Here is a 22701-nt window from a genome sequence, read left to right as displayed (position 1 = left end):
ATCAAAAAATATATTGACCTCATATTGAATCGGTAATTAGTACCGTGATGTGTTAACAAAATTTAAATTTTATTGTGTTTAAAAATGATTCGTGCTGTTAATGGCCGGTGAGCAGAGAAAAAATGCTTTTTCGAATACGCTTGGGCAGATAAATGGTTCTTAAAGCCCGCTAATATGATATCGATCGCAGGCCTGTGCAAAAAATAGTTTATAACTAAATGACGTTTACGCAAACCAAAGGCAAAAAATTTCATTTAGTAGCTATCACGACATACACACATACGCTATAAAACATATATCCATATATCGTTCTGCCGTATGTTCAAGTATTATCACACGTCAAGTATAATTTAATAACCATATAACTATCTATCTATGAAATCAAGAACGAGTACTAGAACAGCTAAGCTATTCAAGAATTTGGTCGTAGTATTGGGAATAACTGCCGCGTTATCTTCCTGTACTTCTTACAAAAAGATCCCTTACTTCCAGGATCTTGACCGTTCAAAAGTGACCTCTGAGGCCATCACCAACATGTCGTCATTAACCATTCAACCTGATGATCAGCTGTCTATCAGCGTGACCAGCTTGAACCAGGATGCTGCCAACGTATTCACCAACAATATCATCAATGCCGGTACTGATGCTTTGAACCCGGTTTATGGTTATACTGTGAACGCTAACGGCGAAGTGACCCTGCCTTTATTAGGTGTGGTTAAAGTAAGTGGCTTGTCAAGCTCTGAATTGGCTACCAAATTACAACAACAACTTACCGCTTACCTGAGCAAACCTACCGTTGCCGTTAAGATCGTAAGCTTCAAAGTTGCCGTTCTGGGTGATGTGATGCGTCCGAACATCTACCGCAGCACCAGCGACAGGCTGACCGTTACTGAAGCGTTGAGTTTAGCCGGTGACCTGAACATCACTGCAAAACGTGACGATATCACTTTAGTAAGGGAGATCGACGGTAAAAGAACTTACATCCCTCTTGACCTTACCTCAAAGAACCTTTTTCAGTCGCCGTATTTCTACATGAAATCTAACGACCTTTTATTCGTACAACCAAGCAAATCAAAACTGGCTACTGTTGATACCGGTTACCGCAATGCCAGCTTGATCATCTCGGCCTTAACATTAGTGGCCATCGCTATCTCATTATTCACTAATTGATCATGAACACAAGGCAGGCGTCAAACAATCCCAAAGCCAATAAACATCAGTTTTCTGATATGAAAACGGTGTTGGGTAAGTATTTCTATCATTGGCCGCTCTTTTTGCTATGCCTGGCCTTAGCATTTGCGGGCGCTTACCTTTACTTACAAAATGCGAATCCATCGTACGAAGTAAGTGCCACCATATTAGTGAAGGACGAGAAGAAATCGCCGCAAGACAAAGCTGCGTTACCTGAACTGGAGCAATCCAGCTCGCCAAAGAACGCAGAATCGGAGATCGAGATCTTGCGGTCGAAGAAGTTGGTGAGCAAGGTGGTAAATGACCTGCAACTGTGGACCACCTATAAATTGAAAAAAGGACTAAAAACGGAAGATCTTTACGAAGATCCTCCGTTCAAACTGGTTCTTTTGAAAAAGGGAAGGGTCAGCAATGCCGAACTTGATGTGACCATCAAAGATGCCAAACACTTTGAGGTAGAGGAGGACGAGAAGAAACGCAGCATAGCTTTCAACGAATCATTTAAAAATAGCGGTGGTACCTGGGTGTTAAAACCTACCGCTTCGCTTGATCAATACGTTGGTTCAGTGGTCACTGTTAACGTGAACGACCCTGAAGTAGTAAGCAACGACTACATCAAAGCGCTGGATGCGCATTTGCTCGATAAACTTGCACCAACTATAGGTCTGTTCATCACTGACGAAGTGCCTCAACGTGGTCTTGACTTTTTAAATAGTCTGATCACTGCGTATAACGATGCGGCATCAGATGAACAGAAACGCACCACCAAAAGTACTATCGACTTTATCGATCGCCGTTTAGCCTCACTCACCGGAGAGCTAAGCAGTGCCGAAAAGCAAGTTGAGGGTTACCGCAGTAGCCAAGGGTTGACCGATATCAATTCGCAGGCTAAGGCTTACCTGGAGAACGTACAGGCTAATGATAGTAAACTCAATGAAGTGAACGTTCAATTGAACGTGATCGATGGTATCGAGCGCTATGTTAACTCTTCATCTAACAGTGTAAGTGCGCCGGCAACGATAGGTATATCAGATCCTACATTGAACGGCCAAGTTGAGAAACTGACCGAGTTACAACTGAAAAAAAGTGCCTTGCTGGCCACCACGCCTGAGAACAACCCGTTATTTGAGCCGATCAACAAACAGATCGCGTTGACCAAAACGGCTATCCGTGAGACGGTGAGCGGTATCAAGGCGTCTTTATTGAACTCTAAACGTGAGTTGCTGGCCGTAAGTAACAAGACCGAATCATCGATCAAGGACATACCGGTACAGGAGCGTCAGTTCGTTGGTATGAAACGCCAGCAATCGATCAAAGAGAACCTGTATGTGTATTTGTTGCAAAAACGTGAGGAATTGGCGTTGAGCTACGCTTCTACCTTTGTTGATGCACGTATTGTGGACAAGGCTAACATTGGCGACAAAAAATGGCCTAAGCCACCACTGGTCATGGCTTTAGCACTGCTGATCGGCTTAGGGCTGCCATTCCTGATCATTTACTTCAGGCAGGCATTCAACGGCAGGATCACTGGTCGTCGCGACATTGAGACCAACCTGAACGTGCCGATCATTGCTGAACTATCATACAATGACCTGGACAATGAGGCCATTGTGGTGAATACCAAGCATCATTTGGTAGGTGAGCAGTTCCGTACGTTACGTACCAACCTGAATTATCTGCACCAAAATGTTGAAGCCAGAACCGCTGTGCCTGCAGGCGAGCATTACGATGACCGCGGTTACGGTCAGCCAAAAGGCAGGGTGACCATGCTGACATCGAGTGTATCAAAAGAAGGTAAAAGCTTTGTGAGCACCAACCTGGCAGCATCATTGGCAGCATCGGGCCGTAAAACGGTTCTTTTGGAAATGGACCTGCGTAAACCGAAAGTGACCAGGATCTATGACCTGCCATCGAACCACCCGGGCATCAGCGAATATCTGAACGGTAATGCATCTTTACAGAGCATCATTCAGGCTACGCCAAATAATCCTGGTCTTGATGTGGTCGGGGTAGGGCAGATACCGCTAGACCCTTCGGAGTTGTTGGAAAAGGGCAGTTTATCGACCTTCATCAATGAGTTGAGGAACAACTACGACGACGTGGTTATTGACACCGCGCCATTACACCTGGTCACCGACGCCATGATCATTGCCAAACAGGCTGATGTTTGCTTATACGTGATCAGGCAGGGCTACACCAGCCGCGATGAGCTTAACTTTTTAGGTAACGTAGTTGAGAACGAGTATTTGCCTAACTTGAATATCGTTTTTAACGGTATCAAAAAGAATAAATACGGTTACGGTTACAACTACGATAACAGTTACTACAATCCTCAATCAAGAGGTACTTCGTTCAAACGTTTTTGGAAAGGGTTGCTAAGCAGATTCTGATCTGCTTAGCCCTTTCTTCTTCCTTTCATCACTTTTCCTAACAAGCGATTGATCAATGCTCGATAAGCTGATCTATATTTTACCGGGTGTAGCTTTATTGCTTTTTGCCTTTTACATTTATTTTAAAGGGAACTCTGTAAGCTCCTTTGTACTTTTCGTACTTTTCTTTTTACCCTTTATGGACCTGAAGGTAACTAATGAGGCGTGGGGAGGTATCAAGGTTTTTGACGTAGTGAGTGTTTATGCACTTATATTCTTATTAAAAGAATTCACCGTCATTAACCATGATAACCCTAATGGTTTCTACTTCTTCCTGTTCGTATGCTTTGCATCCATCGTATTGTTGGGCGGGCTTGCGTCAGATTTTCCTTCAAGGGCATACCTGAACTTTTTTAAGGTATTACCCATATTCATTTTTGCCCGTTTTTATTTAACGGAGTGTTATAAAGACCCGACCTTTTTTGGCCGGTCTATCAAAGCATTAAAAGTTGCCTACCTGTTCTCGCTTTCCTTCGTGCTTATACAAGCTATCGTTGGTTTGAAATTCACCTGGTATCCGCAACTGAGTCCTAACACGGTTGACCCTATTTTTAAGATCAACCGCTACCCGGGCGTGTTCTACGATTCGCAAGCCAGTGGTCAGTATCTGGCTTTAGGGAGCTTCCTGTTCCTGTATGTAGAGAGCAATGCCTCACGTCGTGAATATCTGCTCAATTATCTGGTATTTGTGCTGGCTATCGTAGGTATCAGTTTGGCTGGTAGCCGGGCAGCATTCGGTGGTTTTGCACTGGGTGTGGTCATCGTATTCTTTATGGCCGCTAAACGCTACCGCGTACATGGCGTGGTGGCCGCCATTGCCGGTTACCTGATCTTCACGTTCATCTCGGTTCAAACAGGGGTGTTCGATCGTACCAAGAATATATCTGAGGACCTTATCTTCCGTCAAAGCATATGGAAAGAGGCTTTCGAGATATCAAAGAAACACCCTTGGCTGGGTATCGGTTCGGGCAATTACCAGAACTACGTGATCAGGCATGCACAAGGCCAGTACCTTGAAGTGGCCGATGGTCAGCTGGTTTACTTTGACCAGCCTGAGAATGGTTACCTGAAGATCATGTCTGAAACAGGCTTTATCGGATTCGGTATTTTCGTGCTGTTCCTGCTTATACCTTTGTTCAAGGGACTGATCTACTACTTCAAAGGCATTTACGACCGTAAGGTGGCCTTCTTTATCGCATCACTGATCAGCTGGGCGGTGGCCTTTAATACGGTATACTCCATATATGACTATCGGATATTGATCATGGCAGTGAGTATGCTCATCCTGATCATTTGCTACCCAGTATATGAAGATGATGTTGAATATATCCCGGAAGCAGAAGCTTGACCCGACCCGTTCGGCGTTGGTCAAGAACAGCATTTGGGGTGTTGTGGCCAACATCCTGCAAATACTTTTTGTCTTTTTGTTCTTCGCTATCGTGGCACGTCGTTACAGTGCCGAGATATTCGCGCAGTTCCTGATCTCGACCACGGTTTACCAGTTGGTAGCTGCCTTCTCGTCCATGGGACTCGGGCAATGGTTCATCAGGCAGTATGTGTTGGAGAAGGATACTGTAGGCTTCACCGCTAAATTTATTAAGACCCAATTCGGGTTAGGTGTTGCCTTTTACCTGATCAACATCATCATAGCGTACATCCTTTATCCTAACCCACAAATACGCTTGCTGTGCATCCTGCTGGGAACCAATATTATATTCGACAACTTTATTAACGCGATCAAAAGCCTTAACATCGTACAAAATGAACAGCGCAAAACGGCTGTCATATTGGTGATCGATGGTTTTTTGAGACTTTTGGTAGGATGCGTGTTGTTCATAACACCTTTCCCGATCACTGTGCTGGCCTTGGCCACCATTCTGATCCGTTTGTTCACGCTGGGCTTGTTCATTAAGCTTGGCTCCACTAACAGTTTGTCGCTTCGCTCTCTGTGGAACGCAGCCGTAAGCTATGCCGACTTGAAAGACCTGATCGCCCGCAACTGGCAGTTCATTGTGATCGGCAGTATCTCCATAATTTACTGGAAGATCGGCAATATCATCATTTCTAAAATGCTGACCCTTACCGATGTCGCCGATTATGAGGTAGCTTTTCGCATCTTCTCGGTTTTGCAGATCATGCCGGTCATCGCCTCCACCACGATCTATCCGCAATTCATTAAATACTATAATGACGGCGATACAGACAAGCTGAGGCAGTTGTACAAGAACATCTTCATCGGTTATACTTTGTTCGCTTTGCTTACTTACGTTTTTATGTACGCATTTGCCGGGCTGATCATTCCATTGGCGTTCGGTAACGGCTACCCGGGGGCCATTGCCTGTTTGCAGGAAATGTTCCTGACCTTTTTGGTGTTGCCCACCGTGCTGTTGCAAGCCAACTTATTGGTAGCCATTGGCCAGGAAAAACTGGATATGTGGTTCAACATTGCCAGCTTGGTGATCAATGTGGCCGGCTGCTTTGCCGGGCTGTACTTTTACAAGGAACTGGCTATGGTCAACTACTCGGTGTTCGCATCGTTCCTGATCTTTCATGTTTTACAGGATGTATCGCTGATCCAGAGAAAATTTATGACAGTGGGCCATTGTGTAGCATTTTACACCGCAATGATCGGCACCGTTCTATTGTGTATGCGGTCGGCCCCATATATAAATAGTTTTGTGTTATTCGCCGGTGCGCTGGTCTTTGCGGGAGGAGCGGCGGCTTTCTTCTTTCTGCGTAAGCCATTGACCACTTAAGATCACGGATAGGCATGACGATAGTTTACTACACATCCACCTTCTTTCTGGACTTGTCGCTCGATGTGATCAGCGTACTGAAGCAGCATGCTGATGTACACGTGTTCATCGAAGTTACCTCAGCATCCAGAACGGCCACCGTGGCAGATATCAAAGAATTACCGGATGGACGATACCTGGCCAAGCCTGAAGAAGTGCTGACGCCATCATGCTGTGATACGCTCTCGCCATACTTTGAAGGTACGGCCAGTACACAGTTCGTTATCCATAAGCATCCAAGCGGGGTTTCATGGTCAACCATTAAGGCATCGTTAGCTGTGCTTGCCCAGGTAAAAAACTATAAGCCGTCTTATATTTATTTTGAAGGTTACACCCTGAGAACAGTAGGACTATTGCCTTACCTGCTCCGTTTTAAAAAAGCATTTTTAGCTATTCATGACCCTGTTCCCCATACCGGAGAGGGTAGCTGGAAGATCGGGTTGCCTAACTTGCTATTCTTTAATTTTCCATTCAAAAAGTGCTTCATCTTTTATTCTGAGTTCGCCAAAAAGCTATTTAACGATAACTACCCGCAAGTGAAAGGTGAACGGGAGGTGATAAGGATGAGGCCTTACTCGTATTTTAAGCACCGGGCAAAACAGCATGACGGGCCTCGTGAGCACATCTTATTCTTTGGGCGCATATCTTCATACAAAGGTATTGATGTATTGCTGAAAGCGATGCCTCAAGTTCTGGCTCGCTTTCCTGGTCAGCGGCTAGTTATCGCTGGGAAGCGTGCTAACGACTATGTGATCGATCAGGCGTTACTTTCAAAACATGAACAGAACATTACCGTGCTTGATCGTTATATAGATAACGATGAGCTGGTGGACCTGATCACCAAAGCCAAGTTCGTGGTGTGCCCTTATTTGGATGCCACCCAAAGCGGTGTACTAATGACCGCATTTGCGTTGAACAGGACAGTGATCGCGACCGAGGTGGGTTCTTTTCCTGAGTTCATTGTTCAGGGTCAAAACGGATTGCTGGTACCTCCAGCTGATCATACGGCGCTGGCGCAAGCTATTCAGCAGGCGTTGACCGGTGATCATTATCGGGAGCTGGAAGCCAATGTAGTGCTCGATACAGCGGGAGACACCTGGGAAAAAAGCTTTCAGCAATTGCTCGATCGATATTTTATATCCACCATAGGAGAGAAGTGATTTGAAACACGTTGACGACCGATCAGTATGGATAGATGACATCAGGGTAGTGGCCACTTTGGCCGTTATTGTGATCCATGTGGCCACGCAGAGCGTGTTCACTCAATATAACGTGAATAATTCGGCCTGGTGGGTGGGTAACGTTTACGACTCATTTTGCCGTTTTTGTGTTCCCGTTTTTGTTATGATCAGCGGGGCATTGTTGTTACCCCAAGGCATGAGTTTGGGTCAGTTCCTTCAAAAGCGTTTGAACCGAATTTTACTTCCATTTTTATTTTGGAGCATGGTGTATATTATGTTCGACCTGGTACTAAAGGTGAGGGATCAACATGATGCACTGCCTAACTTGGGCAGCTGGTTGTTCAGGCACCTGGCCGAGGGCGCGGCCCCTCATTTATGGTACGTTTATATGCTGACCGGTCTTTACTTGTTTATCCCCATCATTCAACCATGGGTGGCCAATGCAAGTAACAAAACCATATTGTTCTTTTTGCTGATCTGGTTCTTGACCGTCATGTTCGGTCAGCAAGAGGTGGTCAAAATAAATAGCCCTTTAGATATCAGGTATTTCAGCGGTTATGTAGGATATTTAATACTTGGTTATTTTGTAGCTCATCGTGCAGTGGTCAGGTCAACCGTACTGTGGGGCGCTATGTTGCTGTTCATCACTGGCGCCGTGGTGACCGCCTGGGGAACCTACATCAGTACAGCTCAAAAAGGCGCCATCTCCCATGAATATTATGAGTACCTGACGGTCAACGTGGTTCTGGCATCGGTAGGGATATTCATTTTGTTCAAGGCCATTGGCACGGGCCGCTCATTGAATAACGCACCTGGGGCCGTAAGCAAATTCATCGGGCGCTATGGATACGGCATCTATCTTTCACATCTTCTGGTACTCAGTATTCTGGCACATTTCGGCATCAATTACAGCTTGATCACACCTGTGGTCGGTATCCCGCTTACCTCGGTCATCTGTTTAGTGATCAGCGCGGCGATCGTTTATATTATCAATAAATTGCCTTATGGAAGATATATCTCAGGATAAAATGAACTTTTTCCAGTTCGTTTTCCAGGACTGGCGGGTGAATAAAGGTAACGCCAAAGGACGTATCATTTTAGTGCTTTTTCGCATAGCTAACTTTTGTACCCGCCGCAAAATATACTACTATATCGGTTTTATACACCTACTTTTTTACCGCATATTGGTGGAGTGGTTCTTCAGCATCGAGATCCCATGGCGCACCAGGATCGGCAGGAATCTACGTGTTTATCATGGGCAGGCTTTGGTGATGACGGACCAGGTTGTGATCGGGCATGATTGTACCTTAAGGCAAAGTACCACCATAGGCAACCGCCAAACTGCTGATGGTTTTAGCAACTCACCGGTTATTGGTGATCACGTTGACATTGGCAGTAATGTTTGCATCATTGGTGCAGTTACCATCGGTGATCATGTGAAGATCGGTAGTGGTGCAGTGGTGGTCAAGAACGCATCACCTTATAGCGTGGTGACCGGTAACCCAGGAGTAGAACGTCCGCGTAAGGACCTTCAAAATTTCGATATTACAGATGGACCGACCAAAGATATTATTTAGTATACCGACCAGACACCACGTCGAGATCGCTTTAGATGAATTGGAAGGAATGCGTGAATTGGGCTTCTTATGCGAAGGATTCAACTACGCTGCAAAAGAGGGCGTGGTATCCAAAGCAGGCCGTATGTCGGTCATTTTTCAAAATGCTATGGGGCTGGTCAAGACCGCCCGTCGTTTCAAGCCCGATGTGATCTACTTCAATTCCCGGCTAGAGAAACTTGCCGGTGTGCGGGATATGATCACTATCGCTATTTGCCGCACCTTTTACAAAGGCAAGGTAAAGTTCGTGATCAAGTCTCATGGATCAGATATCGAGGTACTTGAGCAAACGCGTGGTGTGTGGGGTAAAGTGATCATGCCATATTTAAAACGCCATGTTTCAGGATGGCTATTCTTATCGGCCGAGGAGCAAAGCAAAGTGATCGCTACAGGCTATTTGCCTGCACAACGCATTTTCGTTACCAAAAATATAGTCAGGAACGATCAGTTCGAACCTTCATTCAATTTCAAAAGCAAGCACAATATTCCTGATGATCATGTTACCCTGCTCTTTGTAGGGAGGACCATAGAAGAAAAAGGAGTATTCGAGGTGATGCGGGCGTTCGGGATGATCGCAAAGGAAAGGGCTGATGTCACGCTCATCGTTGTAGGGGATGGTAGCAGCATGCCAGCGTTAAGGCAATTAAGCAATGATCTGCAGCTCCAGCAACGGGTAGTATTTACCGGTTTTATCCCGGAGCAAGATGTGGTAGCTTATTATGCCAATTGCGATATCTTGGTGTTCCCAACTTACTTTCCTGAGGGATTTCCCATGGGACTTTTCAACTCGGTGGCCGCGGGGATGGGCATCGTTACAACGCCTACCAGGGCGGCCACCGATCATTTGACCGATCCAGAAAATTGCCTTTGGGTGAACCCCAAGGATGTAGATAGTGTATACAAAGCTGTATCGACCCTGTTGCAGCGACCAGAGCTTTTAGCTCATATGCGCCAACATAATAAGGCCAAAGGCATTTCTTTTAGCAAAGAAAAAGTATCGGCCGAATTGGCGGAGACCTTACGTACCATAATAGATCAGCAATGAGCTTGACCCAAGTATTGAAAAAGCTCCGCAACGAGTTCTTGCGGAAGGTAAAATATCGCCATTATCAGATCGGTAAAAATTTTCATAGCGGTATCAGGGTTCGCATTTGGGGAAAGCAGAAGATCGTCATTGGCGAAAATTTTTATATCGGCCGTGATTCATTCATCGAGAGTGACGCCGTGATCGGTGATAATGTGATCATGGCCAACCGTACCGCTATAGTTGGCCGGTACGATCACCACTATCAGCAGATCGGCATGCCTATCCGTTTAGCCTCTCAGATCCGTGATCATGATTACAACTGGCATGGCCTAAATAGCCTTACCGTGATCGAGGATGATGTTTGGATAGGATACGGATCGGTAATTATGAGTGGCGTTACGATCAAGACGGGCAGTATCATCGCGGCCGGATCGGTGGTCACAAAGGACGTAGAAAGCTACTCGATCTATGCAGGAGTGCCCGCAAAAAAGGTCAAAGATCGTTTCAATAGTCAACAAGAATTACAACAACACCTTACAGCTCTAAAAAAATCTTCTAAATATTAACTTATAAAGGGGTAAAAGTTTCTCTATGGTTAATATGTGTATCAAAAATATGTCTTTAGCCGCAATGGCAACAAATTTGTCTACTTTAATGAAAATGATGTAATGATAGTATTTACATCCGATAATTAACTTAGATTTGAAACACCGATCATATCGGTTAAAGCGACTTTCGATTTGTTCAATTAATTTCCAAATAAGAGAATAATTGTTCGTATGCCGGATGGGGCTAAGTAAGTGAATGTCAGCACCGAAGATCAAAATGAAGGAGACGAAAAAAATGATACCTACAGAAACTGAAGAAAAATTTCTTGACTATCCACTTTTCACCAAATCACTTAACGATCTACCGTTAAGGTCTTCGCTTCTGGTAAACACCATCAATCAATATTCATTTTGCATGGCTAATGAAGACCTTGGTTTCCGGGAATCATTAAAAATGTCTGACGTTCTCCTACCAGACGGTATCTCGGTGGTTGCAGCCGAATATATGCTGACCGGCAAGGTGATCAAAAAAATATCAGGAGCTGACCTGCACCAACACCTACTAAAAGATCTCAACGTTAAAGGCGGAAGCTGCTTTTACCTGGGTTCGTCAGAGCAAACCCTTGACAAGATAAAAGATAAAATGGCCAAGGAATACCCTAACGTTCGTGTAGGTACTTATTCGCCACCATTTAAAAAGGAGTTCACCGTAGAGGAGAATGACGCGATCATTGACGCGATCAATGCCTTTGAACCAGATGTGCTATTTATTGGTATGACCGCTCCTAAACAAGAGAAATGGGCTTATGCCAACAAAAAAAGGATCAATAGCAAAATGATCTGTACTGTGGGCGCAGTGTTCGATTTTTATGCAGGTACCGTTAAACGTCCTAACCACATTATGGTTGATCTGGGTCTAGAGTGGTTGGGCCGACTGATCAACGAGCCTAAGCGCTTATGGAAACGTTACCTTGTTTACGGCCCGGTATTCGTTTGGCTGATCGGTAAAGAGTTCGCAAAAAAAGCTTTATTCAGACGTTCTCTTGGCCATGCCATGTAACTGAACGCTTACAGCTTCCCTCATCTGAGAGAAGCTGTTATGGCTGAGGAGTGTTTGATCGATGATGGATTATTAGCGGCGATCAACAACACTGATGAATATGAGTCGATAATGATCTTATTCACATACCTTTTTTGATGGACATCAACATAAGGTTGCTTTAACACCAAGGTCTTGGCTTTTCCGCTCGCATTATACTCGAACAATACGTCGTCGGAAGTGGTGGCCACCGATGAATGGTCTTTTCCAGAAGTAGCTTTCCAGCTTGAAAGCGAATAATTCGAATTCACATTCTTACCATTTTTTACTCGGCTGGCCTTGATGCTGCTGGCATCATTATTACCCTTGTTATAAAAATTACTGTCGATGTGACCAAAAGCGTCGATGTCGTCCAGGTGGGTCGAGAACTTAGCTACCGGCTGACGTTCAGAGCTTGAAAAGAACGTGTTGTTGCGTACGTTGTTATTCCTGATATAGCTGCTGGTTGGGATGTAATGATCCTGTTCCATTCTCAGCTGCACACCATTATCAAAAACTATATTGTTAAAAATGTTGATGTTCTTGGCGTTGTGTACCTTAATGCCATTGTTAGCGCACTTTGATACCGTATTATTCGTGATGGTCACGCTCTCGCTGTTATCATCGATGTAGATACCTTCAGCCTGTAAGGAGTTGGTATAAAGCGCACCTTCGCTGTTGCCTATACCGTGCAACACGATGTTGCTGGTCACCTTTTTGTTAACGGTCTTTGACCAATCGCCAATGTAGATACCTGCACCGTCATCTTTGGTTAGGCAAAAATAGCTGATGCAGTTGTTCTTGGCCGATGAGGTATTGCCACCAAAGTAGATACCATTATAACCTACACTATCGATCTTGTTACGCTCGATCTTGGTATTGTCGCCGAACGAGGTGATGGCCTCATAGGTACCTGAATTGCTTTTGCCCATACCGGCTATAAGGCCAGTGTTAGAGATGCTGTTACCAGAGATCATGGCGTTAGCGCAGCCAGCATCCAGGTTGATGCCACCGCTTAATGAATTGCTTATAGTGGTATTCGTAACGGTAAGCAGCGGAGAGTAATTTGCCAATACGGCAACGGCGCCGGTCATATCGATATGGCAATCGTTAATGGTTATCTTTTTTGACTGCACCAGGTTGAAGGCGTTCTTGCCTGCACCGCTGAATTTAATGTTATCGAAGGTAAGGTAATTGCAGCGCTGAACATCCACAAGGTTGTCGGCAGTGTTAGTAGTAATGTTGTAATTGCCAGGAGTTTTATTGCCAAAGTAAACCATCATGGTATTACGTGCGGCATCCATGTACCACTCGCCTAAAAGGTCAAGCGTTTTAGGGTTGTTTTGGATGAAGTAACCGTAACCGTTAGTAGGCTCATAAGTGGTCGAGCCGGCCTCGTAGTTGATCGTGCCACCGGTTTGTGATAGTATCTTGTTACGGTCAATGATCCACCTGTTCTTACGGATCGCCAGTTCGCCACTCGTCCATGGGGCGGTGTTCCGCAGCTCCTGATCGGTGATCGAGTTGTTTCCACTATGCGAACGTACGGTCAGGTAACCTTTGTTAGGGTAGCGGCCCAGGGCTTGTTGTTTGCCGTTCATGATCAGCATGTCGCCGCCTGCGGTGCAGGGAGCTTCATAGATACCGTTGCCAACTGCTTTCCAGTTAGTAAGCTTGGTTAGGGTAGTGATCTCGGGGCGGGCGCCTTTACCATACGCACCAAAATAGATAGGAGCAAAGACACCACCTGAGCGAGTGGCTTTGATAGCACCGGTAAAAACTTCACCGCGTTTGAACATCACCGAGTCGCCAGGGTTAAGATCTTTAAAAAAGGTATTCAATTTTTCGATGGACCTCCATGGAGTAGCAGGGTTCCTTGCTTCCATGCTGCTGCGGGCATCATTACCTGATGTGCTGGAGAAATAATAAGTAGTGGCGTAAGATGCACCACTTGATACGGCAAATAAGCTAAATAACACCAGTTTTTGAAGTACCTTTTTCATAATAACAGTTCTTATTATATGAGACCGATCTTAAAAGTGTCCTAAACAGTGATCATAATTTCGAACAAAATTACTTTCAAAGAAAGTTGGCACGGTAAGTTTGGCCTTTTAATCAACTGTTTACGCTAAGGTACATAATTTGTTACACTAAAAAATAAAAAATTTGTATTTAAAATTAAACACGTGTGTATTATTTAAAGTACAGTAACAATATATATTGTAGAGGTTAATTAGATACATACGTATAATATATACCAAAAAGTATATAAGCCCCCCAGAAAAAGGGCAAAGAGGAGAATTAACAGTAAAAAAGTAACGACCTTAAAAGGTGTGTGAGGCAGTGATCAGGGTTTAACTTCCAGCACCAACGGAATGTTGTTGCGGCTTTTTAAGATGTTCAATTGAACCTCCAAAGCTTTGATCATAAATTCGTCGGTAAGGTTCGATACGTAATTCGAGCAGGTCTCTCCGTTCTCGATATCGAAGGCAAGCAATGCAAAGCCACAATCAGGCAGTTCGGTCTTAAGCCGACCTGCTAATTCCAGCATTTTGTTGTCATTGATCTTCTTTGCCTTCACCTTACTATTCATGAAATTGAGTTCCAATCGTCTTCTCACTGTACGTCCAAGTTCAACAAGCCTCATTTTGGCTTATACGAGCCTTGGTATCTTTAGTTACATCAAATTGGAAGGTTTATAACTTATTGTGATAAAATTTAAACAAGTATAAAAATTAAAATGGTCATTCAGGCAAGTGGTTATCAAGTCTTTCACAATTAAAACCTTTAGTTAAAAAAATGGATCAAGCCAATATTTTTAAAGCTGATGATTAAACTGATGGGGGCCAAACTGCATGGTAATGAGGTGTTAAGCCTGGGATCTTTAAGTGAGTGTTTGAACGATCAATGGAAAGAAAAAAAGAAATAAAATGTTTTGAGAAGAAAAATAGAAAGTTTCTGTTAAATTTATTGCTGTAACATAGTTACTTGTAAACTCGTAGAAAACTTTTTCCCCTAATTAGTTTATGCAGCGTTCGAGTCTATTGATCTTAGTTTGCTTTTTACTACTGGTAACGGGCTGTATCAAAAAAGGCTTAGCACCGCTTAGCGATGCGGCCTATAAAGCTACAGGTCCTGATCTTTCTAACACTGATACCGCAAGGTTGCCGTCTGGCCTGCCAAGCCGGTTAGCCTTTGGTACCGAGGGTGATATATCGGTAAGCGACAAATACATTCCGCAATGTGACTATCAGTATCAGTATCTGGCCGGTGATATCTTCTCTAATGGCTGGGCCACCTGGAACTCGCCCAATGGTCAATTCGCCCGTAATTTTTTGGATCAGATCGGTAAGATGGGCAAGATGCCTGTATTTACCTACTATAATATAGTACCTGCCAAGCATCGTTACGAGGAACCGGCTACCACCAACCTGAACGATGTTGAGGTAATGAACCATTATTTTGACGATTGGAAATTGCTGCTCCAGATCTGTAAGAATTACGGCAAGACCGTTATCATCCATTATGAGCCTGATCTGTTCGGCTATTTGCAAATGTATAGGAACGACGCTACCCGCAACACGGTCAAGGTAGGGGCAAGCAAACAAGCCGATGTGCTTTCCTTTAGTAATGATGCCAAGGGATTGGCGCAGGCTATCGTAAGCATGCGTAACAAGTATGCTCCAAATGTGATCCTGGCGTGGCATGCATCGCAATGGTCCACTGGTATGGATGTGATCAAAGGCAAGCATGACCCCGAAAAGGCCGCCGCCGAGACGGCTGCCTGGTACCATTCGCTGAATGCCAAATTCGATATGATCTTTTCTGAGTTTGCGGATCGCGATGCGGGTTACGATATGCTCGTGAGAAATAAGGCCGATGCGCTTTGGTCGGTAAAGGCCGAGGAAGCCAATCATAACCTGAGCGATTTTGACCGTTTTCAACGTTTCCTGAAAAAACTTAATCAAATTACCGGTCAAAAGATCATTTTATGGCAGATCCCGATCGGTAACAGTATCACCAATACCTGTAACAATACCCCAGGTCATTACAAGGATAACCGCGCCGAGTACTTTTTGCAGCCTGTAATGAACGATACCAACACCGCTAATTTGTCGGCTTACCAAAAGGCCGGGGTGATCGCCTTCTTGTTCGGTAGGGGCGAATCCAGTTGTACCAGTTATTATGACCTGAAGGGTAACGGCTCCACCGCCAGCAACGAAACTGCTGACGATGATGGTGGATTTTTACGTAAAGGGATCAAAGCCTATTATCAAAATGGGGCCTTGCCGCTGAACTGACGTCATTCAGTTCACGTATATATCATCAAAGTGCACTCAATGGTTATTAGAAGGCGTTCAGGTGCCTCAATATGTAACAATTAGGTTGATCAGGCGCAGTATTGTGCTAATTTGAAGGGATGTGGTATCTTGTTAACATTCAAGCCGCTTCCTAAAAGTTTCGATAATGCTTCCGATACTACATTTTAAAACGATCTTTGGCGGCCAAGGAAACATCCACAATGGTAAGATATACCCATATCAATAATTTTTTAGAGTCTTCTTTATTCTTTTATACTATCGCCATCGGGATGGACAGCCGGTATAGCTATGTGAGCCCTAACTACGACCGTAATTTTAGTTTCGGTAAAGGCAGCCTGCTCGGTCAGCATTTTTCGGTGACCTTACACCCCGAAGATATACGCCTTTGCGAAGAGGCTGGGCCCAAATGCTTTGCAGATCCCGCCAGCTTGTTCCCTGTAACATTACGTAAGCACGATGGTAAAGGTGGTTATGTGATCACTCAATGGGAAATGCAGGGTATGTTAGATGATGACGGATTACCGCAGGGTATCTTTTGCGTGGGGTATAACATCACCGAATTCGTTGACACGCAGACCAAGCTTGATGAGGCTTCTTCACAGTTAGATGAGATCAGCTTTATTCAATCACATGGCGTGCGCCGTCCTCTGGCCAACATCATGGGCATCACCCAGATCCTAAGTGGGGTACAGGACGCTTCGGAGATACCCATGCTCACCCAGATGCTTACTCAAAGCGCCGACGAGTTAGATAACATCATCCATCAAATATCCAACAAGGCAAGCTGATCTTACCGAGCGCCACTGCTTTCTCTGAAGTCCGTATTTCCTTCTCGCCTCATCATTGATTCGTAAGGGTATTGCTCGCTATAAACCATAAGTGCTGGTCTTGCACCCAAATGCTCGCTTATTTCCAAAGAATTTTTAACTTAGCTAATTAAGCAGGGAGGGCAGGCTTCTCTGTTAGATTAACTTGACATTCTTTTTTTAGCAACTTCATTACTTGTGTTGGTTTGGAAGCCGGGCATGAACACATTATTTTATTAAAGCAGGGAGACGTCCAGGCCTTTGGGCAGGTATATGACCGGTACAGTGCACCACTTTTGGCCAAGATCTTAAGCATGGTAAAAGATGATGGTGCCGCCGAGGAACTATTGCAAGATGTCTTCTTGAAAGTTTGGAATAACCGTGAAAAGATCGACCTGGAGCGCTCGTTCCGGTCGTGGTTATATGCGATAGCAGTGAATGTGGTATATGACCATTACCGCAAGTTGTCGCGTGATGCCCGTATGCAGCAAGAGATGATTGGTCATTTCGCAGATATATATAATTCTGATGTTAATGATGATCAAATTTTTGAAAAAAGGCGTCAATTACTGAACGAAGCGCTCGAAAAACTGCCACCTCAGCGGCTCGCTATATTCAAATTATGTCGTTTGCAAGGAAAAAGTTACCAGGAAGCTGCTCAAGAGCTTGGTATAAGTGCATCAACGGTCAGTAATCAGTTGGTTCAGGCCACCCGGTCTGTCAAAGAATATATCTTTAATTCAAAAACGCTAACATTATTGCTCATTTCTTGGGTATTGAATCGCTGATCTCGAAATTGTTTCATTTTTTTTCAAATTTTCTTGCTTTCGGATAGTGTGTTTTGAAAAGTTGAGCGTATTAGCAAGTGTTATATGAATAAGAACGAACAAATAGCTGACATTTATCAGAAGTTCCTGAACAATGTGGCCACCCGGCAAGAGCTTGACGAACTCTTTCGCTTCCTGGAAAAGGGCGGCGAAAGTGAGCTTAAGCAGTTACTTGCAGAGGCTTTAAGGAACACCAATGTTGGTGATCAGAGGATACCTGATCAGGCGTTGCTCCAAAACGTTCGCAGCCGCATCATGCAGCATGCCGGGCGGGATGCAACTCCTGTTATAACGATGAGATCCCGTTCGCGTGCGGTTTGGTACTACGCAGCAAGTGTGTTAGTGATGATCAGCGTTGCCGGAGCCTTGTTCCTGAACAAGCACGCTAATAAGCCTCACACCACCGACCTTAAGCCGGGCGGCAATTTTGCCATGCTTTCTATAGGTGGTACTGATACGGTAGACCTCAACATGGCCAAGCCTGGCAAAATTATCCAGCGGTCGGCGGGGGTGAATATAGCTAAAACAGCCAATGGCGTGATCACCTACACCGCCTACGGAACCGATACCGCAGCACTGGCGCGGATCAACACGCTCATCACGCCTTGCGGCGGGCAATATCATGTACGCCTGAGCGATGGTACCGAGGTGGTAGTTAATGCTTGCTCTAAACTGGAATTCCCGGTAGGTTTCACGGGCAACCAACGCGTGGTGAAACTGACCGGCGAGGCGTACTTTAAGGTAGCAAAGAATAAAGAAAAGCCTTTCATCGTAGCAACAGGTGGTCAAAAGGTGCAGGTATTAGGCACCCAGTTCAACATCAGCGATCAGCCTGAGGATGGCGGTCCGGTAACCACACTTACCGAGGGTAGCGTGAAGGTGACTAGTCATAATGCCACGGCCATGTTGAAGCCAGGCCAACAGAGCCATGCAACAGCAACAGGCATCACGGTCAACGACGTGGATGCGGATCTGTATAGCGCCTGGAAGGACGGCGACTTCGTTTTCGAGAACGTGCCGTTGGATGTTATCATGTACAAACTATCGAGGTGGTATAACTTCGAGATCGATCATAGCAAGCTTCCACAAAAGAACCTGTACATGCGGATCAGCAGGCAGGTCAACCTGTCAGAGGTTCTTAGCATGATCACCACCACCAGCGGTGTCAAATTCAAGATCGACGAAAGGAGGGTAACGGTCATGTAACGTGCTGCTCCGTTCAACTTTACTCTCCTTATACACTATTAATCACCTAATAATTTACTATGGTTCTTTTTACCCAAAAACAGAGGGGTGTAGGCTTACTATGTCCCGAAAAAAGCAAACTGTATACATTTTTACTGTGTCTGGTGATGCTGTTCTCCATGCAGGCATCGGCACAAAAGATAACGGTCGAGTACAAGAACACGCCATTTGCCAAGGCCATGGCCGATCTTTCAAAAAAGAGCGGCTACCAGTTCGTGTACGATGCCAGCTTTCTGAAAAACGCTTCGCCGGTAACGCTGAGCGCCAGCAACACTGAGCTTTCTGATCTGATACCGCGCTTGTTTCAGGGGCAGCCCTTTACTTACGAGGTCAAGAAAAAAACGATCATTATCAAAGCAAGGCCACAGTTAGCTGTGCCTGTGCAGATCAATGGTAAGGTGATCGATACGCTCGGCACACCGCTACCCGGTATAGATGTGCAGGTAAAAGGCGAAACGGCAGTGACCAAAACGGGCCTTGATGGCTCGTTCACCATATCTACCTCCAACTCGTCGCCGGTGATCGTGGCGCATAGTATGGGCTACGCCTTGAAAGAGACGCCTTTGGCCAACGTACGTGCAGGCGCTTATGTGACCATTGTGATGCTGGCCAGTAACGCCAACTTAAAAGAGGTGGTAGTTACCGGCTATCAGTCGATATCTAAAGAGCGCAGTACGGCTGCCATCGTAAAGGTGGATTCGGCTTTGCTGAACCAGCAACTAAACCCTGATCTGGCTTCGGCGATCGAGGGGAGGGTAGCCGGTTTAAGGAAGGATCCGCGAGGCAACGACATACAATTACGTGGTCCGTCCACCTTACGGCCAACCGAATTGGCAACTTACCCATTGGTAGTGATCGATGGTTTGCCCACTAACTCACGTATAGATGAGATCAACCCTTACGATATCGCCTCGATGTATGTATTGAAAGATGCCGCTGCAGCGTCGATATATGGATCCAAGTCGGCCAATGGGGTGATCGTGCTTACCACCCGTACAGGTGCTAAAGGCAGCGTAAGTGTGACAGGCAACGCCGACTATTTTGTGACCACCAAGCCTGATCTGAATAAGATGCACTATGCATCTACCAGCCAGATCATTGATTACGAGACCGCAAAGTATAAAAGTGAGGTGTTGAACTATGCCAACGCAGGTGCCATGTTCGCTTACTACGGTGATGTGGGCGTTGGTTCCATCAGGTATTATTCGCCCCTTTACCAATTATACCGCTCGCAATACGAAGGTAAGTTGACCGCCGATCAGGTAAATACAACACTGAATAACTGGCGTAATAACGACTATATCAGGGATTACACCAATAACATTTGGCGTAACGAGGCTCGCAACCGTTACAACCTTGCACTAAGTTCAGGTTCGGCCAAAAGCAATAGCTTCGTATCGTTGAATTATGACGAGAACGCCATGCGTGTGAAAGGCAATGACAGCAAAGCCCTTACCATGTATTTCAAATCTACGTTCGACTTTAACAAGTGGCTTACGGCCACTGTAGGATTGAACGGCCGTTACACCAATTCTAACGCTACCGATACCGACTACGGTAATTACGACATTCAAGAGCGTTACGTGCGCATCGTCGACGAGAACGGTAATCCCGTGCTGTCTGATTATGCTAATTTCAACGATGGTTTTTCGAGCGGAAGCGGTGGTGCGATCAATGGTCAAGTAGCCTCCAGAATGCTGGGCAACGCCGACTTCAAATCATTTAAGTTCAATGTGATGGATGAATTGCAGTATGGGGTCACCAATTCAAAAGCGCTCAACCTGCGTGCATTCACCAGCCTGCGTGCCACGTTGATGAAGGGACTGAACTATGAGGTGTCGTTCCAGTACGAGACCTCTAATACCAACAGGGAGCAGTATTATGACCCAAACTCATACAAAATGCGGTTCCTGTACAACGGCATGACCTCACTTAATACCACCACTAACAAGTTCGAGCACAATGTGATCACTACTGGTGGGCGGTTCAAGCAAGAGAACTTGCGCTCTTACAATTACACTTTCAGGCAGCAACTGAATTTCGACCGTACGTTCAAGACGGGTGATCTGCAGCACAACATCGTGGCCATCGGTGGTTTCGAGGCCCGTCAAAATGAAACACCGCTGTATCTTTCAGATGTGCGGTATAGCTACGATCCGCAGTTGCTTTCATCGCAGCCTATGGATTTCAAGACCTTGAGCACGACCGGTATCACCAGTTACCTATATGGCCGCCGCACCATGAGCGGAAACAACGGTACGCTGTCAAATCCATTGAACCGTTATGTGTCGTTCTACGGTAACGCGGCTTACACACTTAACGATCGTTATAACCTTACCGGTAGCGTAAGGGTTGATCAAGCCAGCTTCTTTGGCCTCGACCCTGAGTACCGCTGGAAACCGATATGGTCGGTAGGTGGTGGCTGGAACGTGAGTAACGAGGAGTTCATGAAACAAGTGAATTGGGTTGATTACCTGAAAGCCCGTGTCACTTATGGTATCAACGGTAACTCGGATCTTACCTCATCACCATACGCCGTAGCTACCTATCGTAATGATGTGCTTTACCCAAGCCTCATCTATACCAACCTGAGCAGTTTCCCTAACCCTAAACTGCGTTGGGAAAAAGTAACGACCACCAACTTTGGCGTCGACTTTTCAATGTTCGGCAGCCGCATCAAAGGTAGCCTCGACCTGTACAACCGTTACAGCTCTGACCTGCTTGTCAATAACGATCTTGACCCAACGGTTGGACTGAAAAGTCGTGTGATCAACAACGGCAACATGCGTAACCGTGGTATAGAGGTGAGCTTAGGATCTGACTGGTTCCAAAGCAAGGACCTGACCTTGGGTTCTACCGTGGTATACGCTTACAACAAGAACACCATCATTGATGTGAATTACAGTGCCTCCAGTGCATTCTCGTACATCTCATCGCCAACGGACTATTATTTTGCCAATACCTCGTTCCAAACCATGTATGCCTATAAATACGGCGGTATGGTGAACGGCTATCCTTACTTCCTGGATCAGAACGGTAAGTCTAACGTGACCTTTGATGCCAACGGAACACCGACCAGTGTGACCAGCATCAATTCGCCTGCTGCCATAGTGCCTGTAGGTAAATTACTGCCTTCGTTCAATGGCTCGTTCTCTCAACGCATACGCTATAAGGATCTTCAATTGAACGTGTTATTCGTATACTCAGGAGGTAATAACCTGCGTAAAGAGGTGGTGCCCTTATCGGCGATCACCAGCAATACTTATAATGAGGGTATAGGCCAACTGTACACCAACGGTTATACAGATATGCCACGTTTGTACTTTGAGTACCCTAACGCGATCAAGAACTACACCAGTACACTGAGCGATCTATGGAGATATGGCGACAACCAGATCCTGAGCGCCGACTACATCAAGCTGCGCAACGTGTCGCTGTCTTACGCTATACACAATAATTTCCTGAAACGCATTCACATGACCAACCTTCGGTTGACCGCTCAGGTAAATAACCTGTGGTATTGGAGCGCGGCCGGAAAGGACATCGATCCCGAGGCATACAGTCTTAATAGTGGCACACGCTCATTGCCTGTCCCTAAGTCGTTCTTATTTGGTTTAAGTGTCGGATTTTAAAATG

The 22701-nt window shown here is 45.4% G+C and carries 17 protein-coding genes; 15 read left to right on the top strand and 2 right to left on the bottom strand.

The genetic code is table 11. The annotated features are described in order from the left end of the window. The first annotated feature begins 375 nt into the window (after positions 1-375). From LLH06_RS14470 to LLH06_RS14425, 10 genes are all read left to right on the top strand, one after another. Entirely contained in the window at positions 376-1170 is a 795-nt protein-coding gene (locus tag LLH06_RS14470; RefSeq protein WP_228170006.1) for a polysaccharide biosynthesis/export family protein, read from the top strand. A 2-nt stretch (positions 1171-1172) separates the two neighbouring features. Continuing rightward, the gene (locus LLH06_RS14465; protein ID WP_228170005.1) at positions 1173-3581 is read left to right on the top strand and encodes an exopolysaccharide transport family protein; all 2409 of its coding nucleotides are present in this window, start codon (positions 1173-1175) and stop codon (positions 3579-3581) included. Positions 3582-3636: 55 nt separating this feature from the next. Further along, positions 3637-4968, top strand: a complete 1332-nt coding sequence (locus tag LLH06_RS14460; protein WP_228170004.1) for an O-antigen ligase family protein — start codon at positions 3637-3639, stop codon at positions 4966-4968. Beyond that, positions 4928-6376: an oligosaccharide flippase family protein gene (locus LLH06_RS14455; protein ID WP_228170003.1), complete on the top strand. Its 1449-nt coding sequence runs from the start codon at positions 4928-4930 to the stop codon at positions 6374-6376. Before LLH06_RS14460 ends, LLH06_RS14455 begins: the two co-directional genes overlap by 41 nt. A 14-nt stretch (positions 6377-6390) precedes the next feature. Further along, on the top strand, positions 6391-7575 hold the full coding sequence (locus tag LLH06_RS14450; protein ID WP_228170002.1) for a glycosyltransferase family 4 protein: 1185 nt from the start codon (positions 6391-6393) through the stop codon (positions 7573-7575). 1 nt (position 7576) lies between these two features. Then, positions 7577-8623: an acyltransferase gene (locus tag LLH06_RS14445; RefSeq protein WP_228170001.1), complete on the top strand. Its 1047-nt coding sequence runs from the start codon at positions 7577-7579 to the stop codon at positions 8621-8623. Continuing rightward, positions 8601-9173, top strand: coding sequence for a serine acetyltransferase (locus tag LLH06_RS14440; protein WP_228170000.1), 573 nt, complete (start codon positions 8601-8603; stop codon positions 9171-9173). The genes LLH06_RS14445 and LLH06_RS14440 overlap by 23 nt, the downstream gene beginning before the upstream one ends. Further along, positions 9148-10257, top strand: a complete 1110-nt coding sequence (locus tag LLH06_RS14435) for a glycosyltransferase family 4 protein (protein ID WP_228169999.1) — start codon at positions 9148-9150, stop codon at positions 10255-10257. The genes LLH06_RS14440 and LLH06_RS14435 overlap by 26 nt, the downstream gene beginning before the upstream one ends. Further along, positions 10254-10805: an acyltransferase gene (locus tag LLH06_RS14430; RefSeq protein WP_228169998.1), complete on the top strand. Its 552-nt coding sequence runs from the start codon at positions 10254-10256 to the stop codon at positions 10803-10805. The genes LLH06_RS14435 and LLH06_RS14430 overlap by 4 nt, the downstream gene beginning before the upstream one ends. A 436-nt stretch (positions 10806-11241) precedes the next feature. Next, a complete protein-coding gene (locus LLH06_RS14425) occupies positions 11242-11847 on the top strand; it encodes a WecB/TagA/CpsF family glycosyltransferase (protein WP_262909342.1) in 606 nt (201 codons plus the stop codon). A gap of 20 nt (positions 11848-11867) precedes the next feature. Here LLH06_RS14425 and LLH06_RS14420 read toward each other — a convergent pair whose 3' ends face one another. Further along, positions 11868-13868: a right-handed parallel beta-helix repeat-containing protein gene (locus LLH06_RS14420; protein ID WP_228169996.1), complete on the bottom strand. Its 2001-nt coding sequence runs from the start codon at positions 13866-13868 to the stop codon at positions 11868-11870. A 344-nt stretch (positions 13869-14212) separates the two neighbouring features. After that, positions 14213-14458, bottom strand: coding sequence for a hypothetical protein (locus LLH06_RS14415; RefSeq protein ID WP_228169995.1), 246 nt, complete (start codon positions 14456-14458; stop codon positions 14213-14215). Between the two features lie 433 nt (positions 14459-14891). On the opposite strand from LLH06_RS14415, the gene LLH06_RS14410 reads away from it, so the two are divergent. The 5 genes from LLH06_RS14410 (at position 14892) to LLH06_RS14390 (ending at position 22697) form a co-directional block, all read left to right on the top strand. Next, positions 14892-16166 (top strand): hypothetical protein, encoded by a 1275-nt coding sequence (locus LLH06_RS14410; protein ID WP_228169994.1) that lies wholly within the window; start codon positions 14892-14894, stop codon positions 16164-16166. A 221-nt stretch (positions 16167-16387) separates the two neighbouring features. Next, positions 16388-16975, top strand: coding sequence for a PAS domain-containing protein (locus tag LLH06_RS14405; RefSeq protein ID WP_228169993.1), 588 nt, complete (start codon positions 16388-16390; stop codon positions 16973-16975). Positions 16976-17199: 224 nt separating this feature from the next. Then, entirely contained in the window at positions 17200-17781 is a 582-nt protein-coding gene (locus tag LLH06_RS14400; RefSeq protein ID WP_228169992.1) for an RNA polymerase sigma factor, read from the top strand. Between the two features lie 84 nt (positions 17782-17865). Next, a complete protein-coding gene (locus LLH06_RS14395; protein WP_228169991.1) occupies positions 17866-19026 on the top strand; it encodes a FecR family protein in 1161 nt (386 codons plus the stop codon). Between the two features lie 59 nt (positions 19027-19085). Continuing rightward, a complete protein-coding gene (locus LLH06_RS14390) occupies positions 19086-22697 on the top strand; it encodes a SusC/RagA family TonB-linked outer membrane protein (protein WP_228169990.1) in 3612 nt (1203 codons plus the stop codon). Positions 22698-22701: the final 4 nt, after the last annotated feature.

Source organism: Mucilaginibacter daejeonensis (assembly GCF_020783335.1).
GTDB classification, from domain to species: domain Bacteria; phylum Bacteroidota; class Bacteroidia; order Sphingobacteriales; family Sphingobacteriaceae; genus Mucilaginibacter; species Mucilaginibacter daejeonensis.
The sequence above is the reverse complement of the archived record's forward strand: the minus strand, read 5'-3'. Positions and strand labels throughout refer to the sequence as shown.